Raw genomic sequence first — 18,299 nt, 5'->3', positions numbered from 1 at the left:
GTCGTGAGTACAATGCATTCCGGCATGACGCGCGCCCAGTGACCTGCTTTTCGGCTGGTCGCGCTCCAGACAACTGAATCGGCGCATGATCCCGTCGCCAAAGCCATTCTCGACTGGCGGATCCGTGCGCGGGGGAGGGACCCATGGCGGCTCAGATTTTTTCGGCGATATTCGTCATCATCATCGGCGTGGGCGGCTGCGTCGCCTATTTCTGGGGCGCCAACAAGGCACTCGACACGATCTTTCCGGCACGCGGCGTTTCCGGCAAGGCGGCGATCAACAATCTGCGCCGGCAGGGGGTGATCCGGCCCTGGCTGTTCGTCGGCCCGGCGATGATTATCCTCACCATCTATCTGATCTACCCGGTGGTGGAGACGCTGAGGCTGTCGTTCCTCGATCGCGGCGGCGCCCATTTCGTCGGCTTGGCCAACTATCAATGGGCGTTCGGCGACCGCGAGTTCCGCAACTCGATCCTCAACAACATTATCTGGCTGGCGGTGGTGCCGGCCGCCTGCACCTTCCTCGGGCTGATCATCGCCGTGCTCACCGACAAGATCTGGTGGGGCACCATCGCCAAGAGCCTGATCTTCCTGCCGCTGGCGATCTCCTTCGTCGGCGCCAGCGTCATCTGGAAATTCATCTACGAGTATCGCGGCGACGGGCAGACGCAGATCGGCCTGCTCAACGCCATCATCCAGTATTTCGGCGGCCAGCCGCAGGTCTGGATATCGCTGCCGTTCTGGAACAATTTCTTCCTGATGGTCATCCTGATCTGGATCCAGACCGGCTTTGCCATGGTCATCCTGTCGTCGGCCTTGCGCGGCATTCCGGAAGAGACGCTGGAAGCCGCCGTCATCGACGGCGCCAACCCTTTCCAGATCTTCTGGAAGATCATGGTGCCGCAGATCTGGGGCACCATCGCCGTGGTCTGGACCACCATCACCATCCTAGTGCTGAAGGTTTTCGACATCGTGCTGACCATGACCAATGGCCAGTGGAACAGCCAGGTGCTGGCCAATCTGATGTTCGACTGGATGTTCCGCGGCGGCGGCGATTTCGGCCGCGGCGCCACCATCGCCATCATCATCATGATCGCGGTCATTCCGATCATGGTCTGGAACATCCGCCAGGCGAACAAAGAGACGGAAGGACATTGAGATGACTGTCTCGACCGGGAAGTCCTTTGTCAGCCGTTTCGGCGTCCATATCGCCGTTTTCATCTTCGTGGCGATCTGGACGATCCCGACGCTCGGCATTCTGGTCTCGTCGCTGCGCGACAAGGACCAGATCATCGCTTCGGGCTGGTGGAACTCGTTCACCAGTTCCAGCCAGACGGAAGCCGGACGGCTGCCGCCCGCCTCGGCGCAGGTCGAGAAGGACGGCAAGTTCGTCCTGCAAGGCAATATCTTCGGCGACGGCCCGGCCCGCAACATCAGCGCCTTCGGCGTCAAGTCGGCAGCGCCGACGCAATATCCCGCCGGCACGACAGCCGATCTCGGCGACGGCGTGACCTTGCAGCTCAATGCCGACGGCAGTTTCGTCATGACCTCGCCGAAGGCTTTCGAAAGCGAACGCGGCCAGCGCGTCTATTACGCCTCGTCGGCGCCGCCGAAATTCACCACCGACAATTACGACACGGTGCTGTTTTCGGAAGGCATCGGCCGCTCCTTCATGAACTCGCTGACCGTCACCATTCCTGCGACCGTCATCCCGATCCTGATCGCCGCGTTCGCCGCCTACGCGCTGGCCTGGATGCGCTTTCCCGGCCGGGCCCTGCTCATCGCCGTCATCATCGGCCTCCTGGTCGTGCCGCTGCAGATGTCGCTGATTCCGCTGTTGAAGCTCTATAACGGCGTCGGCACCTTTTTCGGCGTGCCGTCGAAGACCTATCTCGGCATCTGGCTGGCGCATACCGGCTTCGGCCTGCCTTTTGCCATCTATCTTCTGAGGAGCTATATCGCCGGCCTGCCACGCGAGATCATGGAATCGGCGCGCATCGACGGCGCCAGCGATTTCGAGATCTTCGTCAAGATCGTGCTGCCATTGTCGTTCCCGGTGCTGGCCTCGTTCGCCATCTTCCAGTTTCTCTGGGTCTGGAACGATCTGCTGGTGGCGATGGTTTTCCTCGGTACCGAGGGCGACCAGATCGTGCTGACCGCCAAGCTCAATGCGTTGCTCGGTTCGCGCGGCGGCGACTGGGAGATCCTGACGACATCGGCCTTCGTCACCATCATCGTGCCGCTGATCGTGTTCTTCTCGCTGCAGCGCTATTTCGTCCGCGGGCTGCTTGCCGGCTCGGTGAAAGGAGGTTGAGATCATGCAATCCGCTTTGAAGGCCACCCCGAAGCCCGATCTCGCTATCGATCGCGACTGGTGGCGAGGTGCCGTGATCTACCAGATCTACCCGCGCAGCTATCAGGATTCGAACGGCGACGGCATCGGCGACCTCAGGGGCATGATCGGCCGGCTGCCCTACATCGCCTCGCTCGGTGTCGACGCCATCTGGATCTCGCCATTCTTCAAATCGCCGATGAAGGATTTTGGCTACGACGTGTCGGATTATTGCGATGTCGATCCAATGTTCGGCACGCTGGCCGACTTCGACGCGCTGACCGCCGAGGCGCATCGGCTTGGCCTCAAGGTGATGATCGACGAGGTGCTCTCGCACACCGCCGACATCCATCCCTGGTTCAAGGAAAGCCGTTCGAGCCGCAGCAATCCAAAAGCCGACTGGTACGTCTGGGCGGATGCCAAGCCGGACGGCACGCCGCCCAACAACTGGCTGTCGATCTTCGGCGGCTCGGCCTGGCAGTGGGATACCAGCCGCCAGCAATATTATCTGCATAATTTCCTGGCCGAGCAGCCCGACCTCAATTTCCACAGCCGCGCAGTCCAGGACGCGCTGCTCGACGTCACCCGCTTCTGGCTGGAGCGCGGCGTCGATGGTTTCCGCCTCGATACCATCAATTTCTACTTCCACAGCCAAGGCCTGGAAGACAATCCGCCGCTGCCGCCCGAGCAGCGCAACGACCAGACGGCGCCGGCCGTCAACCCCTACAACTACCAGGACCATCTCTATGACAAGAGCCGGCCTGAAAACCTCGGCTTCCTCGAACGCTTCCGCGCCTTGCTCGACGAATATCCGGCGACGGCCGCGGTTGGCGAGGTCGGCGATTCGCAGCGTGGGCTGGAAGTGGTGGCGGCCTATACGGCCGGCGGCAAGCGCGTGCACATGTGTTACTCCTTCGACTTCCTGGCGCCGGAGAAGATCAGCGCGGCAAAGGTGCGCTCGGTGCTGGAAACCTTCGGCAAGGTGGCCAGCGACGGCTGGTCGTGCTGGGCCTTCTCCAACCATGACGTGATGCGCCCTGCCTCGCGCTGGGCAGCCGGCGAGCCCGACCCGACCGCCTACCTCAAGGTTATCTCGGCGCTGCTGATGTCGTTGCGCGGCTCAGTCTGCATCTATCAGGGCGAGGAGCTCGGGCTTAGCGAGGCCGAGCTCAGCTTTGAGGATCTGCAGGACCCATACGGCATCCGCTTCTGGCCGGAATTCAAAGGCCGCGACGGCTGCCGCACGCCGATGGTTTGGGACGGCGCTGCCCGCAATGGCGGCTTCTCGACGGCAAAGCCCTGGCTGCCGGTGCCCAGCAAGCACCTTGCGCAAGCCGTCAATGTGCAGCAGGGCGACGACGGCTCGCTGCTCGAGCACTACCGGCGCTTCCTGGCTTTCCGCCGCGCCCATCCGGCACTGGCCAAGGGTGATATCGAGTTCATCGAAAGCGAGGGTGACACCGTCGCCTTCACGCGCCGCGAAGGCAACGAGCAGATCGTCTGCGCCTTCAATCTCGGAGCAAAGCCGGCCGAGGTCGATCTTGGCGGCCGCTCACGGCAGCCCTTGCCGGGACACGGGTTTTCGGGACAGACTGGCGCCGGCACTATCCGCCTCGGCGGCTACGGCGCCTGGTTCGGGCGTATCGACTGAATTCAAGGAAGAACTGGAGGGTACCATGGCCGATGTCACGCTAAGGCAAGTGAGGAAATCATATGGCAATCTCAACATTCTGCACGGCGTCGACCTCGACATAAAGTCGGGCGAATTCATCGTCTTCGTCGGCCCCTCTGGTTGCGGCAAGTCGACCTTGCTGCGCTGCATCGCCGGGCTGGAAGAGATCACCTCGGGCGAGCTCAAGATCGACGGCGAGATCGTCAACAACGTGCCGCCGTCGAAGCGCGGCATCGCCATGGTGTTCCAGTCCTATGCGCTCTATCCGCACATGACCGTCTACGACAACATGGCCTTCTCGATGAAGATCGGTAAGGAAAGCAAGGCCGAGATCGACAAGCGGGTGCGCCAGGCGGCCGAGATCCTGCAGCTGACCAAATATCTCGACCGTCTGCCCAAGGCGATGTCGGGCGGCCAGCGCCAGCGCGTCGCCATCGGCCGCGCCATCGTGCGCAATCCCAAGGTCTTTCTGTTCGACGAGCCGCTATCCAATCTCGACGCGGCGCTGCGTGTCGCCACCCGCATCGAGATCGCCAAGCTCAAGGAATCGATGCCGGCCACAACGATGATCTACGTCACCCACGATCAGGTCGAGGCGATGACGCTGGCCGACCGCATCGTGGTGCTGAAGGAAGGCCATATCGAACAGGTCGGCACGCCGATGGAGCTCTACAAGCGGCCCGGCAATCTGTTCGTCGCCCAGTTCATCGGCTCGCCGGCGATGAACATCCTGCCGGCAACCATCGACAGGACCGGCAACCCGACGGTCGTCAGTCATGTCGGCGGCCGCAAGGCAACGGTACCGATCGCAACGCCTGCGTCGGCGAAAGGCGCTGCGGTGAGCTTCGGGGTGCGGCCGGAGGATCTGATGATTGCCACCGGCGCCGACTATTTGTTCGAAGGGACGGTCGATTATGTCGAGCAGCTCGGCGAGGTCCAGCTCGTCTATGTCGACATCGGCCGCGCCGACCTGCCGCTGGTGACCAAGCTGCCGGGCAATGTCGAGGTCAAGCGCGGGGCTACGCTGCGACTGACGGCGGACGCCGGCGACCTGCATATTTTCGACGCGGACGGGCGCTCTTTCGCGCTCCATGAAGCAGAAGCAAAGGCGGCTTGAGGCAGGCGTCTTTTTGGTATGCAAAAAACAAGAGCGGCGGGCATGGCCCGCCGCTCTTGTCTGGAATTCCAGTTCGGCTGTTAGTTATTGCCGAAGAGGTTGCGGTCGGCGCCCTGAGGCGCGGACTTGGGTACATCGCCAGACGAATTCAGCAGCTTGTAGATCGGCGAGTTGCTGTCACGCACCGAATACGTCTGCGTGTTGTCGACATTGGCGGTCGACTGCTTGTTGATGTCGGTCCCGCCAACATTGTCGTTGCGGGCATAAGCACTGCCGGCGGCAATCAAGAGGGCGGCGGCAGCAAGAACAATCTTTTTCATTTTGGGTACTCCTGGATTTCTCGGATCCAGGCGGCGGGCATGCCGCCGCCTTGATGGTGGGATCGGCTGTTAGTTGTTGCCGAAGAGGTTGCGGTCGGCGCCCTCGACGACCGGCTGCTTTTCAGTATGGTCCGACGTCTTGACGGAAGCCGTGTACGAACTATCGACGGAAGGCGCAGGCTGCTTCGCGCCGTTCGAACCATAATTGTCGCTAGCGGCGAAAGCGCTGCCGGTGATGGCCAAAACGGCGGCGGCAGCAAGAACGATCTTTTTCATCTTAATACTCCTGAATTTTTCAAATCCCCGGACGGCGGATATGCCCGCCGCCCTGATGTTGGGATCGGCTGTTAGTTGTTGCCGAAGAGGTTACGGTCGGCGCCCTGGACAGGCTGCTCGTCAGCATGAGCCGGCTTCTGAATGGAAGCCGTATACGAGCTGTCGACCGAAGCGGCAGGCTGGTTCGCACCCTTGGAACCAAAGTTGTCGCTGCCAGCAAAGGCGCTGCCGGTGATGGCCAAAACGGCGACGGCGGCAAGAGCGATCTTTTTCATTTTAGTACTCCAGTATCTTAGTTTTCCGTCCGTCTAGCGGCGTGTCTTGGGAGGAATTCGCGTCGTCCGGACAGCCCCGATGTGGGAAAGCCAACGGCCAGTTTCCAATCACGAAGTTGTTTGGTGTGGACCAAGTTTCTACACCTTGAAATTGTGCCAGGGATTCCCCTCGCCACAATTTTACTATTTCAAATCAATCAGATAACGCATAGTCTCAGTCTGGATGCAAGCGAGTTGGGGAGGCAGCGTTCACAGCGTCCTGCACGCATTGTCAACAGAAACGAACCGTTCGGTTCGATTTTTTAAACCGATAAAAGTCGCAGCCGCGGTTGTTTGTCGAATCGTTAACCATTTCAGCCAAATGCGGCCTCGCCGTTCTGCGGTTTTCGGCCCGTTTATGCCGGCAGCGAAGGCAGCAACCGGGCAAGCAGAACCGGGTCAGACCCCGTAACGTTCGGTGCGGATGAGAGCCGCAGGCACGCCGGCATCGATCAGTGCCTCGGCGGCGGCCGTCACGAATGCGTTCGAGCCGCAGACAAAGGCGAGCTTCGGTGGCGCAGGCAGCCTCGTCATGGCTTGCACCATCATCGCGGCGTCGATCCGCCGCGCATAATCCGCCGGACGGCGTGCCGGCTCGCGCGTCAGCGTCAGCACCAGGTCGAAGCCATCCCGGCGCTCGGCGAGGTCGATCAACTCGTCGCGAAAGATCACCTCGTCCCAGACCCGCGCCGAAAACACCAGGGCGGTGGCGACCAGCGATCCCCGCATCGCCCGGTGACGGACCATCGACATCAGCGGCACCACGCCCGACCCACCGCCGACGAGCAGGAGCGGTCCGCCATCGTCGTCGGACCAGACGAAATGGCCGCCGAGCGGCCCGCGCAACTCGACCTCGTCGCCCACCGCCGCGATCTCGTGAAAGAACGGCGAGACCTCGCCGTCCTCGAGTTTTTCAATCGCCAGCTCGATGGTCTCGCCGGTCTCCGGCGCCGAGGCGATGGAATAGGAGCGGCGCGCCTGATAGCCGTCCGGCGCCGTCAGCCTGACATCGACATGCTGCCCGGCCCGATAAGCGAAGGGCCGCGATGGCTGCAGGAAAAAGCTGGTGACGCGCGGCGTGCGCTTTTGGATGCGGGTGATGGTGACCGTTTGCCAGGGCGACTGCGCCGCCGGTGCGTCGCTCATGGATCGTTCGTGTAGCGCTGCTCGCGCCACGGGTCGCCATAGATATGATAGCCTCGCAATTCCCAGAAACCCGGCTCGTCGCGCTCGGTGAACTGCAGCCCGTTCAGCCATTTGGCCGATTTCCAGAAATAGAGATGCGGAACGAGCAGCCGTGCCGGGCCGCCATGGTCGGGGGTGATCGGCCTGCCCTCGTAAAGCAGCGCCACCATCGCCTTGCCGCCGGTGAGATCCTTCGTCGGCACGTTGGTGGAATAGCCGTCGAAACCCAGCGCCAGCGTGAAGGCGGTGGGCGGCTCGATGCCGGCGTCGGCAAGGATGTCGTCGACCAGCACGCCGTGCCACGCCGTGTCGAACTTGGTCCATGCGGTGACGCAATGGATGTCGCGCGTCATCTTGGTCAAGGGCAGCGCGTTGAACTCGGCCCAGTCCCACTTCTTGATCGGCCGCGGCCCGTGCTTAAGCGTGAACGACCAATCCTCGGTGCGCACATGCGGCGTCGGGCCGGCCGACAGGACCGGGAAACCTTGCTCGAGATATTGCCCCGGCGGGATACGTGCATCCGTATCCGTCGGCGGCTTTCGTCCGGAAGAGAAGCCTCGGGTAACCATCGAGAATATCCGTTTGCGCAAGGTCCGATCGACCTTTGTCAGTTTTCTCGAAGACGCGCGCGCGGGCAACCGAAATCTTGGCTCCGGCCTGGCGGCAATGCTCTACATCGATCTTGGCAGCGCGGCGCCCGCCTCAGCCACTGCCGAAGGGGACGGCGACAAACATCTGGGCGTCGCCACGCTCGACAAGCAGCAGCACCGATTTCTTGCCGGATTTGGCGGCCTGCACAATCGCCTGGTTAGCCTGCCTGGCGCTCCTCACCGGATGCTGGTCGACGGCGACGATGATGTCGCCGGGCTGGATGCCGGAAGCCGATGCCGCCTTGTTCGGGTCGACGCGCTCGACCAGCGCGCCGTGCTGGTTGCCCAGGTTCATTGCCTGGCGAACATCCGGGGTGACATCCGTCAGGCCGAGGCCGAGCGCCGGTGCGCGAAGGCCCTGCCCCGTCGACGGCTGACCCTGATCGCCGGTCACCGATCCCGTCGTCATGTCGTCCTCGTTGCGCCCGACCTCGACGGAGATCTGCAGGCTTTGCCCCTTGCGCCAGACATTGAGGGTTTCCCTCGTACCGGGCGCAATTTCGGCGACGGCGCGCGACAGGTCCCTTGGATCCTTTATGTCCTGGCCGGCGAAGCTGGTGATGACGTCGCCGGTCTCGATGCCGGCCTTGGCGGCCGGCGATCCGTCGCTGACCTGCGCGACCAGCACGCCGGCGGGGTGGTCGAGGCCGATGGCGCTCGCCATGTCAGGCGTCACCGGCTGGATCTGGACGCCGAGATAGCCGTACTGGATGGAGCCGCCTTTCATCAGCTTGGCGACGACCTTTTGCGCCTGGTCCGAGGGGATGGCGAAGCCGACGCCGACGCTGCCGCCATTCGGCGAAAAGATCACCGTGTTGATGCCGACGACATTGCCGTTCACATCCGTCAGCGGGCCGCCGGAATTGCCCCGGTTGATCGGCGCGTCGATCTGGATGAAGTCGTCAAACGGCCCGCTATGCAGGTCGCGGCCGCGCGCCGAAACGATGCCGGCCGTGACCGTGGTGCCAAGGCCGAAAGGATTGCCGAAAGCGAGCACCTGGTCGCCCGGCATGAGCTTGTCGGAATCGCCCCATTTGACGGTCGGCAAGGGCTTGCCGGACTTGACCTTGAGCACGGCAAGATCGTTCTTGGCGTCATGGCCGATCAATTTGGCGGGAAGCTCGGTGCCGTCGTCGAGCGTCACCTTGATCGACTGGGCGCCGTCGACGACGTGATTGTTGGTGACGATTGTGCCGTCGTCGCCGACGATGAAGCCCGAACCGAGAGCCTCGGTGCGCGGCGCCTGCTCCGGCGGTGTCTTGGGGGCGGGCTGCCCCTGGTCATCGAAGAAATGGCGGAAATAATCGTCGAAAGGCGAGGTTCCGCCAAAGGGAGAGGCGTCGCTCATGGTGTCCGGCTGTTGAGCTTTCATGACCGTCGTGATGGTCACCACCGCCGGTTTGTCGGCCGCCACGACCGGCGCGAACGAGCCGCTCGGCGCCGTCATGCCGGTGACCGGAGGGGTCACTGTTGCCGCCAGGACAGCATTCAGCCTGGGAGCGAGAGGCAGGGCGAAGGGGCTGACGATCAGCGCGGCGCCCAGCAGAGCGGCGACGCGATGTCTGCGAAGGGTCTGGATTGGTGACATGGCCGTTGTCCGGGCGAGAGATTGGTGGAGCGCCGCAACGTTCCGTCACCGGAACGATTCACTGGCGTGTCGGTCGTCGGCCTTGCCTGTCTCGCCTGTCACGGCAGCCGACCGGATCGACAGCCCCGCATCTAGGGCGCCAATCGTGGTTTCCAGATAATATTACGAAGATTTAATTTCCGGCTGGCAGCCGCCTTGCGCGTTGGCGCCGAAGCCCTAAACCAAAAACCCGCCTCGCGGCGGGTCGTTGGGGCGAATGATCACCATATCCAGATTAGTAGCATAGCTGCCGGCACAAAGCAAGAACAAAATAGCTGCCCAAGACAAATCCCTTCAGGTTCGCCGCCGCCGCCTCACTGCCCCGCTAAGGCTTGCTATGCCGCTGTCCCGTCGGTCCGGCGGAGATAGGCGGTGGCGATCTCGCGCATCCGCCTGCCGTCGAAGCTCGGTCCATGACCGCCGTGGCCGATGCGGATCGGCAGCTCGAGCAGGCGTTGCATCGTGCGGCGGTAGGCGGCGCGATCGGAATCCGGCAGGTCGTCGATCAGCATGGCGTCGTAGATGGCGTCGCCGGCGAAGAACAGGCCGTCTGCCTCGTCGAACAGCGCGATCGAATCCGGAGAGTGGCCGGGCAGATGCAGGACGCGCAATTGCCGGTCGCCAAGATCAACCACATCGCCCTCGTCCAGCGTTCGGGTTAGCGCCGCCGGTGGAATCCTGTAGTCGGCCGCCTTCCAGCCCTTTGCCGGCAGCCTGGAGACGGCGCCTTCCAGATCGTGGAACATGTAGGCGTAGGTCACCGCCTCATCCATGCTGTCGAACTGCGCGGCGCTGTGGCTCGGCCCTGCTCGCAACGGAAACTCGTGCAGCGAGCCGACATGGTCGAGATGGATGTGCGTGGCGACGACGAGCAGCGGCTTGCCGGCCGGCGTGTCGATCTCAGGCGCCAGCGGGCAGATCCCCATGCCGGTGTCGACCAGCAGGTCGACGTCGCGGCCGCGCAAATGCCAGATGTTGGCGCGCACGAATTCGTGCACGAAGGGCTCGGTCAGCATCGTCGTCTCTGCATCGACGATGGTTTTGCTGAACCAGCTGTCCATCAGATCAAGCCGCATCAGACGAACGGCTTGCCGACCTTGTACTTTTGCGGAACCAGCCGCTTCAGATAGGCCATGCCCGCATCGGACAGCCGGTTGACATCGGGCAGCATGAAATCATCCGGCATATGGCGCGTCTTGCCGGCGACGTTCTTCAGCGGCACCTTCTTCAGCACGGTTTTCTTGCCGTCATATTGCAGCGCCACCGAACCGCCGCCCTCGTCGGCCACCGTGACCGCGAAGGCGCCGGCATCGAAGGCCTCCTGCGCGTCGACCGCGCTGATGGCGCCGACATAGCCGCGCGGCATGTAACCGAGCGCATCGACGCGCGCCCGCTTGCCCGGCAGCCCTTCGGCGAGTGCGCGCTCCAAGGCTGCCGGCAGGTCGCTGCCCGACAGCTTGACGTTGCCGTGCTGGTCGCGCTCCAGCCTTTCCGGCGGCACCAGGCTTTCGACCAGCGCCTTGCCGTCGGCGGTGCTGACACCTTCGGAGACGGCAACGATGCAGCGCTTGTGGCGGTCGAGCGTGGCGCGCACGTCGTCGATGAAACCTGCCGCCGAGAACGGCCGCTCCGGCACGTAGACGAGATGCGGGCCGCTGTCCTGATCGAGCTGCCATGCCGCGGACGCGGCCGTCAGGAAACCGGCATGCCGCCCCATGACGATGCCGACATAGATGCCGGGCAAAGCGCGGAAATCGAGATCGACCGAAAGGAATGCGCCGGCGACGAACTCGGCCGCCGACATGAAGCCGGGCGTGTGATCGTTCTCCTCGAGATCGTTGTCGATGGTTTTCGGCGCGTGCACGAAGGCGATCTTGCCGCCGGCGGCGTCGGTCAGGATCTGCTGCGTGCCCGACGTGTCGTTGCCGCCGATATAGATGAAGACGTCGGCGCCGGCTTTCTTCAAGCCGTTGAGGATGAGGTCGCAATAGGCGGCATCCGGCTTGTCGCGCGTCGAACCAAGCGCGGCGCTCGGTGTCGCCGCGATCAGCCGCAGGCGGTCCTCGGGAATGGCGGAAAGATCGACGTAATTGCCGTCACGAATGCCGCGCACGCCGTGGATGGAACCAAGGACCTTGGCGCCGGGATGCCGCTTGCGGATTTCGAGCGTGGCGCCCACCACCGTCTGGTTGATGACGGCGGTCGGGCCGCCGCCTTGCGCGATCACAAAAGTTCCGGTCATTGTTCACGTCTCCCGGGCGATGAAAATCGCAGGCACATTCGCCTGTCTTGCGGCATCGCGCAACGGCAGAGTGATCACTGAAAGCGAAGCCGCCGTTCAGACGACGACGACCGGATTCTTCTTGGAGACGCGGCTGTAGAGATCGATGATGTCCTGGTTGATCAGGCGCACGCAGCCCGACGACATCGCCTGGCCGATGCTCCACCATTCGGGCGAGCCGTGGATGCGGTAGCCGGTGTCGCTGCCGTTCTGATAGATGTAGAGGGCACGCGCGCCGAGCGGATTGTCGAGGCCGCCCGGCTGTCCGCTTTGCCATTTCACCAGTTCCGGCCTGCGGGCGATCATTTCGGGCGGTGGGGTCCAGACCGGCCATTCCTTGCCGTACTGGATGTTGGCGCGGCCGGACCAGCGGAACCCGTCCTTGCCGATGCCGACGCCGTAACGGATCGCCTCGCCGCCGGGCTGCACCAGATAGAGCAGCCGCTCCTGCGAGTGAACGACAATGGTGCCGGGCTGCTCGCCGGTCGGATCGACGACGATCTGGCGGCGGAACTCCGGCTTGACCTTGAGATAGGGCACTTCCGGCACGTTGAAGCCACCGTCGGTGAGCGAAGCGTACATCACGTCGGGGCTAGTGATGTTCTTGTCGACGCTGATGCTCGGACGGACCGGCCGGATCGAGCCGGTGGTGACGTCGTCGAGCTGGAGCGACGGCAGATCCAGCGTCTGGCTGCAGCCGGCGACGCCGAGCAGCGCTAGCGCACCGGCGCCGGACAGCACCGTGCGGCGGGAAAGCTGTATTTCGGTTTCGATTGCGTCGCCGGTGTGCGGCAGCGACAGACCTTGCGGCAACTCACGCATTTACCCAAACCCTACGCTATCGGCGGGAAACACGGTCCGGCCGGATAGCAGGCATTTTCACCAATCATGGTTGAAAAAGCGTGAAGGCCAGCCGCCTGGCGTTAACGAGGGGCTTTTTCGATTCTTGCCTCTTTACATCTTCGCGGGGCCAAGGATTTATCCTCCTCTTTGAGCTCAAGGAGAAGAAAATGTTTTTCGAAAACTGGGCCGCGTTTGCCGCCGCCTCGGCAATCCTTCTGGTCATCCCGGGCCCGACCATCTTGTTGGTGGTGTCCTATGCGCTCGGCCAGGGCTGGCGCACCGCGCTGCCGATGGCAGTCGGCGTGGCGCTCGGCGACTTCACCGCGATGACACTGTCGATGCTGGGCATCGGCGCGCTGCTGGCGGCGTCGGCCACCATATTCACGGTGCTGAAGGTGATCGGCGCCTTCTATCTGATCTATCTCGGCATCAAGCTGTTTCGCGCCGGCGGCGCGCTCCGGGCCGAACCGCGCACCGATGCGGTGTCATCGGCCAAGATGACGGCGCATGCCTGGCTGGTTACCGCGCTCAATCCGAAAAGCATCACCTTTTTCGTCGCCTTCCTGCCGCAGTTCCTCGACCGGCATGCGGATTTCTGGACACAGATGCTGATTTTCGAGACGACCTTCCTGACGCTCGCCTTCGCCAATGCCTTCGGTTATGCGCTGATCGCGGCAAGAGCGCGCAACGTGGTGCGCAACTCGAAGGCGATCCGCATCTTCAATCGCACCGGCGGCACGCTGCTGGTCGGCGCCGGCATCGCCACAGTGGCGATGCGATCGGGCAACTGAGGACAGACCATGGCGGTCAGCGATGCATTCGGCTTGACACTGTCCGGCGCGACGGAGGCCTGGCTCTCGTCCTACAGCCGGGCTGTGCGCGAATTGCAGTGCTTCATCGGCGATCCGGTCGGTTCCATTGACCGGGCAATCGCCGACGATCCCGGCTTCGTCATGGCGCATGTGTTCAAGGGTTATCTCTTTGGCCTCGCCACCGAGCGAGAGGCGACGGCGGTGGCCAAGGCATGTCACGAGGCAGCGCTGCCGCTTGCCGCGACGACACGCGAGCAGGCGCATGTCGCCGCCCTTGGGTACCTTGCGGACGGACACTGGCACGAGGCCGCCCGCGTGCTGGAGGACATCGCCATCGAGTTTCCGCTCGATGCGCTGGCGCTGCAGACCGGCCACCAGATCGACTTCTTCACCGGCAATGCCCGTATGCTGCGCGACCGCATCGGCCGCGCGCTGCCGTCCTGGCAGAGTGGCATGCCGGGCTACCACGCCATACTCGGCATGCAGGCCTTTGGGCTGGAGGAAATGGGCGACTACGCGCGTGCCGAAAGGCTTGGCCGCACGGCGGTCGATCTCGAGCCGCGCGACGGCTGGGCCCAGCATGCGGTGGCCCATGTCATGGAGATGCAGAGCCGGCAGAAGGACGGCATTCTGTGGATGCGCGCCAATCCTGAAGCGTGGACGCGGGAAAGCTTCCTGCAGGTGCACAATTGGTGGCATCTGGCGCTGTTCCATTATGATCTCGGCGAGACCGACGAGGTGCTGGCGCTCTACGACGGGCCCATCTATGGCGAGCGCTCGACGCTGGCGCTCAACATGGTCGATGCCTCGGCGATTCTGTGGCGGCTGCATCTCGGCGGCGTCGATGTCGGCGCGCGCTGGACTGCGCGCCCCGCCAACTGGTTGCCCAAGGCCAGCGCCGGCCATTATGCCTTCAACGACGCCCACGCGATGATGGCGTTCGTCGGCGCCGGCCTCGACGCGCCGGCCCGCGGCTTGCTCGAGGCGCAGCGCGAGGCGATGCAGGGTAAAGACGACAACGCTGCTTTCACCCGGGATGTCGGCCATCCCCTGACGCTCGCCATCAAGGCATTCGGCGAGGGCAATCATGCCGAGACGATACGCCTGATCCGGCCGATCCGGGCAATCGCCCATCGCTTCGGCGGCAGCCACGCCCAACGCGACGTCATCGACCTGACGCTGATCGAGGCGGCCTTGCGTTCCGGTGATGGCGCGCTGGCGAGGGCGCTTGCGGCGGAACGCGCGCTGGCACGGCCGGACAGCCCGTTGTCGGCACTGTTTTCACGGCGCGCAACCGCTCTCGCGGCGAATTGACCAAGACTAAATCTTGCCTTAAAAACTGCCCCGGCCAGATTTTTTCGAGTGTCGAAAAAATCTTCGCGTGTTGACCGGGGTGCGTTTCCGGCGGCACGATTGCCGGGATATCTTCGCCGCCCGTGTCGCAGGACTGGGCGGGGAAGCAAGGAAGACCGTCGCCGCCAGGCATGACGGACATGGGAGGAAACATGTATCTCGGCCTCGATCTCGGCACGTCGGGCGTCAAGGCGCTGCTGATCGATGCAAGGCAGAGCATCGTCGGTTCCGGCCATGCGCCGCTCGACGTGTCGCGCCCGCATCCCGGCTGGTCCGAACAGAACCCTGCCGACTGGATCGGCGCCTGCGAAGCCGCGATCGCCGAGCTGAAAGGCACGCATTCGAAGGAACTCGCGGCGGTCAAAGGCATCGGCCTTTCCGGCCATATGCATGGCGCCACCCTGCTCGATGCCGCCGACCAGGTGCTGCGCCCCTGCATCCTTTGGAACGACACACGCAGCCACGCCGAGGCGGCCGCGCTCGATGCCGACCCGCGCTTTCGCAAGCTGACCGGCAACATCGTCTTTCCCGGTTTCACCGCGCCAAAGCTCGCCTGGGTCAGGAACAACGAACCGGCTGTTTTCGCCAAGGTGGCAAAGGTCCTGCTGCCGAAGGACTTTTTGCGGCTCTGGCTCGCCGGCGAGCATATTTCGGAAATGTCGGATTCGGCCGGCACGTCGTGGCTCGATGTCGGCAGACGAGCCTGGTCCGCCGAACTGCTCGCCGCCACGTCGCTCGACGAAAGGCAGATGCCGTCATTGGTCGAAGGCACGGGCAAGGCCGGTGCCTTGCGCAGCGAATTGGCTGCGAAATGGGGCATGCAGGCGGGTATCCCGATCGCCGGCGGCGCCGGCGATAACGCGGCCTCGGCCTGCGGCATGGGCACGGTCGGCGCCGGCCAGGCTTTCGTCTCGCTCGGCACGTCGGGCGTGCTTTTTGCCGCCAATGCCTCCTATCTGCCCAATCCGGAAAGCGCGGTGCACACATTCTGCCACGCACTGCCCGGCACCTGGCACCAGATGGGCGTCATCCTGTCGGCAACCGATTCACTCAACTGGCTGTCGGGGATCGCTGGAAAAAGCGCCGGCGAGTTGACCGCCGAACTCGGCGATGTGCTGCAGGCGCCGACTGGCGTCTCGTTTTTGCCCTATCTCTCAGGGGAACGGACGCCGTACAATGATTCGGCCATTCGTGGCGCGTTTACCGGGCTTGCCCACGAGTCTGGCCGCGTGGCGCTGACCCAGGCGGTGCTCGAAGGCGTCGCCTTCGCCTTCCGCGACAGCCTCGACGCGCTGGCCAAAGCCGGCACGACGCTGACCCGGGTAACGGCGATCGGCGGCGGCTCGCGTTCGCGCTACTGGCTGAAGGCCATCGCGACAGCGCTTGGCCTGCCCGTCGATATTCCAGCCGACGGCGATTTCGGCGCCGCCTTCGGTGCGGCCCGGCTTGGCCTGATCGCGGCGACCGGTGCCGATCCGCGCGCCGTGTGCACGGCGCCGGCGACAGACACCACGGTCGAGCCGGTCGCCGCCCTCGGCGATGCCTATGCGGATGCTTACCAGCGCTACCGGGCGCTTTATCCGGCGATCAGGAGCGCCACGGCGTGAGCGGATTCCCGCCCTCGCCGCGGCCCGCCGAGAAGGCCTCACTGCGCCGGCACCTTGTCGAGAAAGCCGGTGATGCTTTTCAGCCGGCCATTTTCGATGACGCCGATATCTGTGCCTTCGATGACGGACTCGGTGCCGTCCGGCCCGAGGTTCCACGAGAAGCGGATGGTATCGGCGAAGCCGTCCGGCTTGCCTTTCAGCGAGAACCTGAAGCCGGCGAAGCGCTGCTGCACGCCTTCGATCAGCGCGGCGATGCCGTCATGGCCGTCGCCCTGCATGATCGGATCGCGGTAGCCGGCGTCCTCGGTGAAGGCCGCCTCGAGCAAGGCTTTCCTGCGTGCGGCGTCGCTCTCGTTCCAGGCGGCGATGTAGTTTTCGGCAATGGTGTTGAGGTCGGTCATGGTCTGTCTCCTTCGTTGAGTGGCTTTGACATGAGCCTTTTCGACCAGCGCCAGCGCGAAACCAATTACGCCTGAGGTAATCAGGCCGAACCATGCGAGAGGAAAAGAACATGACCAGCGGTTTTTTCGGCGACATCCAACAGATCAAATACGAGGGACCGGATTCGACCAATCCGCTGGCCTACCGGTTCTACAATCCCGACGAGATCGTCGCCGGCAAGCGGCTCGAAGACCATCTGCGCTTTGCCGTCGCCTATTGGCATTCCTTTGCCTGGCCGGGCGGCGATCCGTTCGGCGGTCAGACCTTCGACCGGCCGTGGTTTCCGAAGGCCGGCGGTGTCGACACGATGGAACTGGCCAAGCTCAAGGCCGACGTCGCCTTCGAGATGTTTTCGCTGCTGGGCGCGCCTTATTTCTGCTTCCACGATGCCGATGTGCGGCCTGAGGGCCGGGACTTTTCCGAAAGTGCGGCGCGGCTCGACGAGATCGCCGACTATTTCTCGGGAAAGATGAAGCAGACCGGCGTCAAGCTGTTGTGGGGTACGGCGAACCTGTTCTCCAACCGCCGCTTCATGTCGGGCGCCGCCACCAATCCCGATCCGGATGTCTTTGCCTATTCGGCGGCGACGGTGAAACACTGCATCGACGTCACCAAGCGGCTGAACGGCGAGAACTACGTGCTGTGGGGCGGCCGCGAGGGCTATGAGACACTGCTCAACACCGACCTTGGGCGCGAGCAGGAACAGGCCGGCCGTTTCCTCAACCTGGTCGTCGACTACAAGCACAGGATCGGCTTCGAAGGCACCATCCTGATCGAGCCGAAGCCGCAGGAGCCGACCAAGCACCAGTATGATTACGACGTCGCCACCGTCTATGGCTTCCTCAAGCGTTTCGGACTGGAGAAAGAGGTCAAGCTCAACATCGAGCAGGGCCACGCCATCCTGGCCGGCCATTCGTTCGAGCATGAACTGGCGCTGGCCAATGCGCTGGGCATCTTCGGCTCGATCGACATGAACCGCAACGACTACCAATCGGGCTGGGATACCGACCAGTTCCCCAACAATGTGCCGGAGATGGCTCTCGCCTACTACCAGGTGCTGCAGGCAGGCGGCTTCAAGACCGGCGGCACCAATTTCGACGCCAAGCTCAGGCGCCAGTCGCTCGATCCGCAGGATCTACTGATTGGCCATGTCGGCGGCATGGATTGTTGCGCTCGCGGCCTCAAGGCGGCAGCGCGCATGGTCGAGGACAAGGCGCTGTCCGCCCCGCTCGCCGAGCGCTATGCCGGCTGGGATTCGGCCGAGGCCAAGGCGATGCTTGCCGGCAAGCGCACGCTGGAGGAAATCGCCGAGCGCGTCGTCAAGGAAAAGATCGAGCCGCAGCCCAGATCCGGCCGCCAGGAATTGCTCGAGAACATCGTCAACCGGTACGTCTGAGGCGTACCGATTCGTGGCTGCATTGACTTTCCGCGGGGCTGAAACCGACGACAAGGTTTGCCCCGCGCAAAACT

At 63.5% G+C, this 18,299-nt stretch carries 18 protein-coding genes; 8 read left to right on the top strand and 10 right to left on the bottom strand.

Going from position 1 to position 18,299, the window contains the following annotated elements:
- The first annotated feature begins 143 nt into the window (after positions 1–143).
- Genes NKI19_RS15425 through NKI19_RS15410 form a run of 4 tightly spaced genes read left to right on the top strand, consistent with a single transcriptional unit; the run spans position 144 to position 5,120 of the window.
- Positions 144–1,157: a carbohydrate ABC transporter permease gene (locus NKI19_RS15425; RefSeq protein ID WP_023680221.1), complete on the top strand. Its 1,014-nt coding sequence runs from the start codon at positions 144–146 to the stop codon at positions 1,155–1,157.
- Between the two features lies 1 nt (position 1,158).
- Entirely contained in the window at positions 1,159–2,313 is a 1,155-nt protein-coding gene (locus NKI19_RS15420) for a carbohydrate ABC transporter permease (protein WP_352566967.1), read from the top strand.
- Between the two features lie 4 nt (positions 2,314–2,317).
- Positions 2,318–3,982 (top strand): beta-galactosidase BglA, encoded by a 1,665-nt coding sequence (bglA, locus tag NKI19_RS15415; RefSeq protein ID WP_352490403.1) that lies wholly within the window; start codon positions 2,318–2,320, stop codon positions 3,980–3,982.
- Positions 3,983–4,007: 25 nt separating this feature from the next.
- Entirely contained in the window at positions 4,008–5,120 is a 1,113-nt protein-coding gene (locus NKI19_RS15410) for an ABC transporter ATP-binding protein (protein WP_352490404.1), read from the top strand.
- Between the two features lie 80 nt (positions 5,121–5,200).
- On the opposite strand, the gene NKI19_RS15405 is transcribed toward NKI19_RS15410, so the two are convergent.
- The 9 genes from NKI19_RS15405 to NKI19_RS15365 all read right to left on the bottom strand — a co-directional run bounded on the left by NKI19_RS15405 (position 5,201) and on the right by NKI19_RS15365 (position 12,595).
- Positions 5,201–5,440, bottom strand: coding sequence for a DUF680 domain-containing protein (locus tag NKI19_RS15405; RefSeq protein ID WP_352490405.1), 240 nt, complete (start codon positions 5,438–5,440; stop codon positions 5,201–5,203).
- 69 nt (positions 5,441–5,509) lie between these two features.
- Positions 5,510–5,716 (bottom strand): DUF680 domain-containing protein, encoded by a 207-nt coding sequence (locus NKI19_RS15400; RefSeq protein WP_352490406.1) that lies wholly within the window; start codon positions 5,714–5,716, stop codon positions 5,510–5,512.
- Positions 5,717–5,787: 71 nt separating this feature from the next.
- Positions 5,788–5,991 (bottom strand): DUF680 domain-containing protein, encoded by a 204-nt coding sequence (locus tag NKI19_RS15395; protein ID WP_023718335.1) that lies wholly within the window; start codon positions 5,989–5,991, stop codon positions 5,788–5,790.
- Positions 5,992–6,429: 438 nt separating this feature from the next.
- Positions 6,430–7,176, bottom strand: a complete 747-nt coding sequence (locus NKI19_RS15390) for an FAD-binding oxidoreductase (protein WP_352490407.1) — start codon at positions 7,174–7,176, stop codon at positions 6,430–6,432.
- The gene (locus NKI19_RS15385) at positions 7,173–7,784 is read right to left on the bottom strand and encodes a molybdopterin-dependent oxidoreductase (protein WP_352566965.1); all 612 of its coding nucleotides are present in this window, start codon (positions 7,782–7,784) and stop codon (positions 7,173–7,175) included. The genes NKI19_RS15390 and NKI19_RS15385 overlap by 4 nt, the downstream gene beginning before the upstream one ends.
- Before the next feature lie 133 nt (positions 7,785–7,917).
- Positions 7,918–9,453, bottom strand: coding sequence for a DegQ family serine endoprotease (locus NKI19_RS15380; RefSeq protein ID WP_352566963.1), 1,536 nt, complete (start codon positions 9,451–9,453; stop codon positions 7,918–7,920).
- Positions 9,454–9,827: 374 nt separating this feature from the next.
- Entirely contained in the window at positions 9,828–10,553 is a 726-nt protein-coding gene (locus NKI19_RS15375) for an MBL fold metallo-hydrolase (protein ID WP_352490410.1), read from the bottom strand.
- A gap of 14 nt (positions 10,554–10,567) precedes the next feature.
- The gene (locus NKI19_RS15370; RefSeq protein WP_352490411.1) at positions 10,568–11,734 is read right to left on the bottom strand and encodes a diphosphate--fructose-6-phosphate 1-phosphotransferase; all 1,167 of its coding nucleotides are present in this window, start codon (positions 11,732–11,734) and stop codon (positions 10,568–10,570) included.
- 96 nt (positions 11,735–11,830) lie between these two features.
- Complete coding sequence (locus tag NKI19_RS15365) at positions 11,831–12,595, bottom strand: L,D-transpeptidase (protein ID WP_352490412.1); 765 nt, start codon at positions 12,593–12,595, stop codon at positions 11,831–11,833.
- 188 nt (positions 12,596–12,783) lie between these two features.
- Here NKI19_RS15365 and NKI19_RS15360 point away from each other — a divergent pair, with 188 nt between their 5' ends.
- From NKI19_RS15360 to xylB, 3 genes are all read left to right on the top strand, one after another.
- Positions 12,784–13,407, top strand: coding sequence for a LysE family translocator (locus tag NKI19_RS15360; protein WP_352490413.1), 624 nt, complete (start codon positions 12,784–12,786; stop codon positions 13,405–13,407).
- 9 nt (positions 13,408–13,416) lie between these two features.
- Positions 13,417–14,742 carry a tetratricopeptide repeat protein gene (locus tag NKI19_RS15355; protein ID WP_352951164.1) on the top strand — a complete coding sequence of 442 codons (1,326 nt, stop codon included), beginning with the start codon at positions 13,417–13,419 and terminating at the stop codon, positions 14,740–14,742.
- A gap of 191 nt (positions 14,743–14,933) precedes the next feature.
- Positions 14,934–16,388 (top strand): xylulokinase, encoded by a 1,455-nt coding sequence (gene xylB / locus NKI19_RS15350; protein ID WP_352490563.1) that lies wholly within the window; start codon positions 14,934–14,936, stop codon positions 16,386–16,388.
- A 38-nt stretch (positions 16,389–16,426) separates the two neighbouring features.
- On the opposite strand, the gene NKI19_RS15345 is transcribed toward xylB, so the two are convergent.
- Positions 16,427–16,789 (bottom strand): nuclear transport factor 2 family protein, encoded by a 363-nt coding sequence (locus NKI19_RS15345; RefSeq protein ID WP_352490415.1) that lies wholly within the window; start codon positions 16,787–16,789, stop codon positions 16,427–16,429.
- Between the two features lie 110 nt (positions 16,790–16,899).
- On the opposite strand from NKI19_RS15345, the gene xylA reads away from it, so the two are divergent.
- The gene (gene xylA / locus NKI19_RS15340; RefSeq protein ID WP_352490416.1) at positions 16,900–18,225 is read left to right on the top strand and encodes a xylose isomerase; all 1,326 of its coding nucleotides are present in this window, start codon (positions 16,900–16,902) and stop codon (positions 18,223–18,225) included.
- Positions 18,226–18,299: the final 74 nt, after the last annotated feature.

Source organism: Mesorhizobium sp. M0751, from assembly GCF_040320265.1.
Lineage (GTDB): Bacteria > Pseudomonadota > Alphaproteobacteria > Rhizobiales > Rhizobiaceae > Mesorhizobium.
The sequence above is the reverse complement of the archived record's forward strand: the minus strand, read 5'-3'. Positions and strand labels throughout refer to the sequence as shown.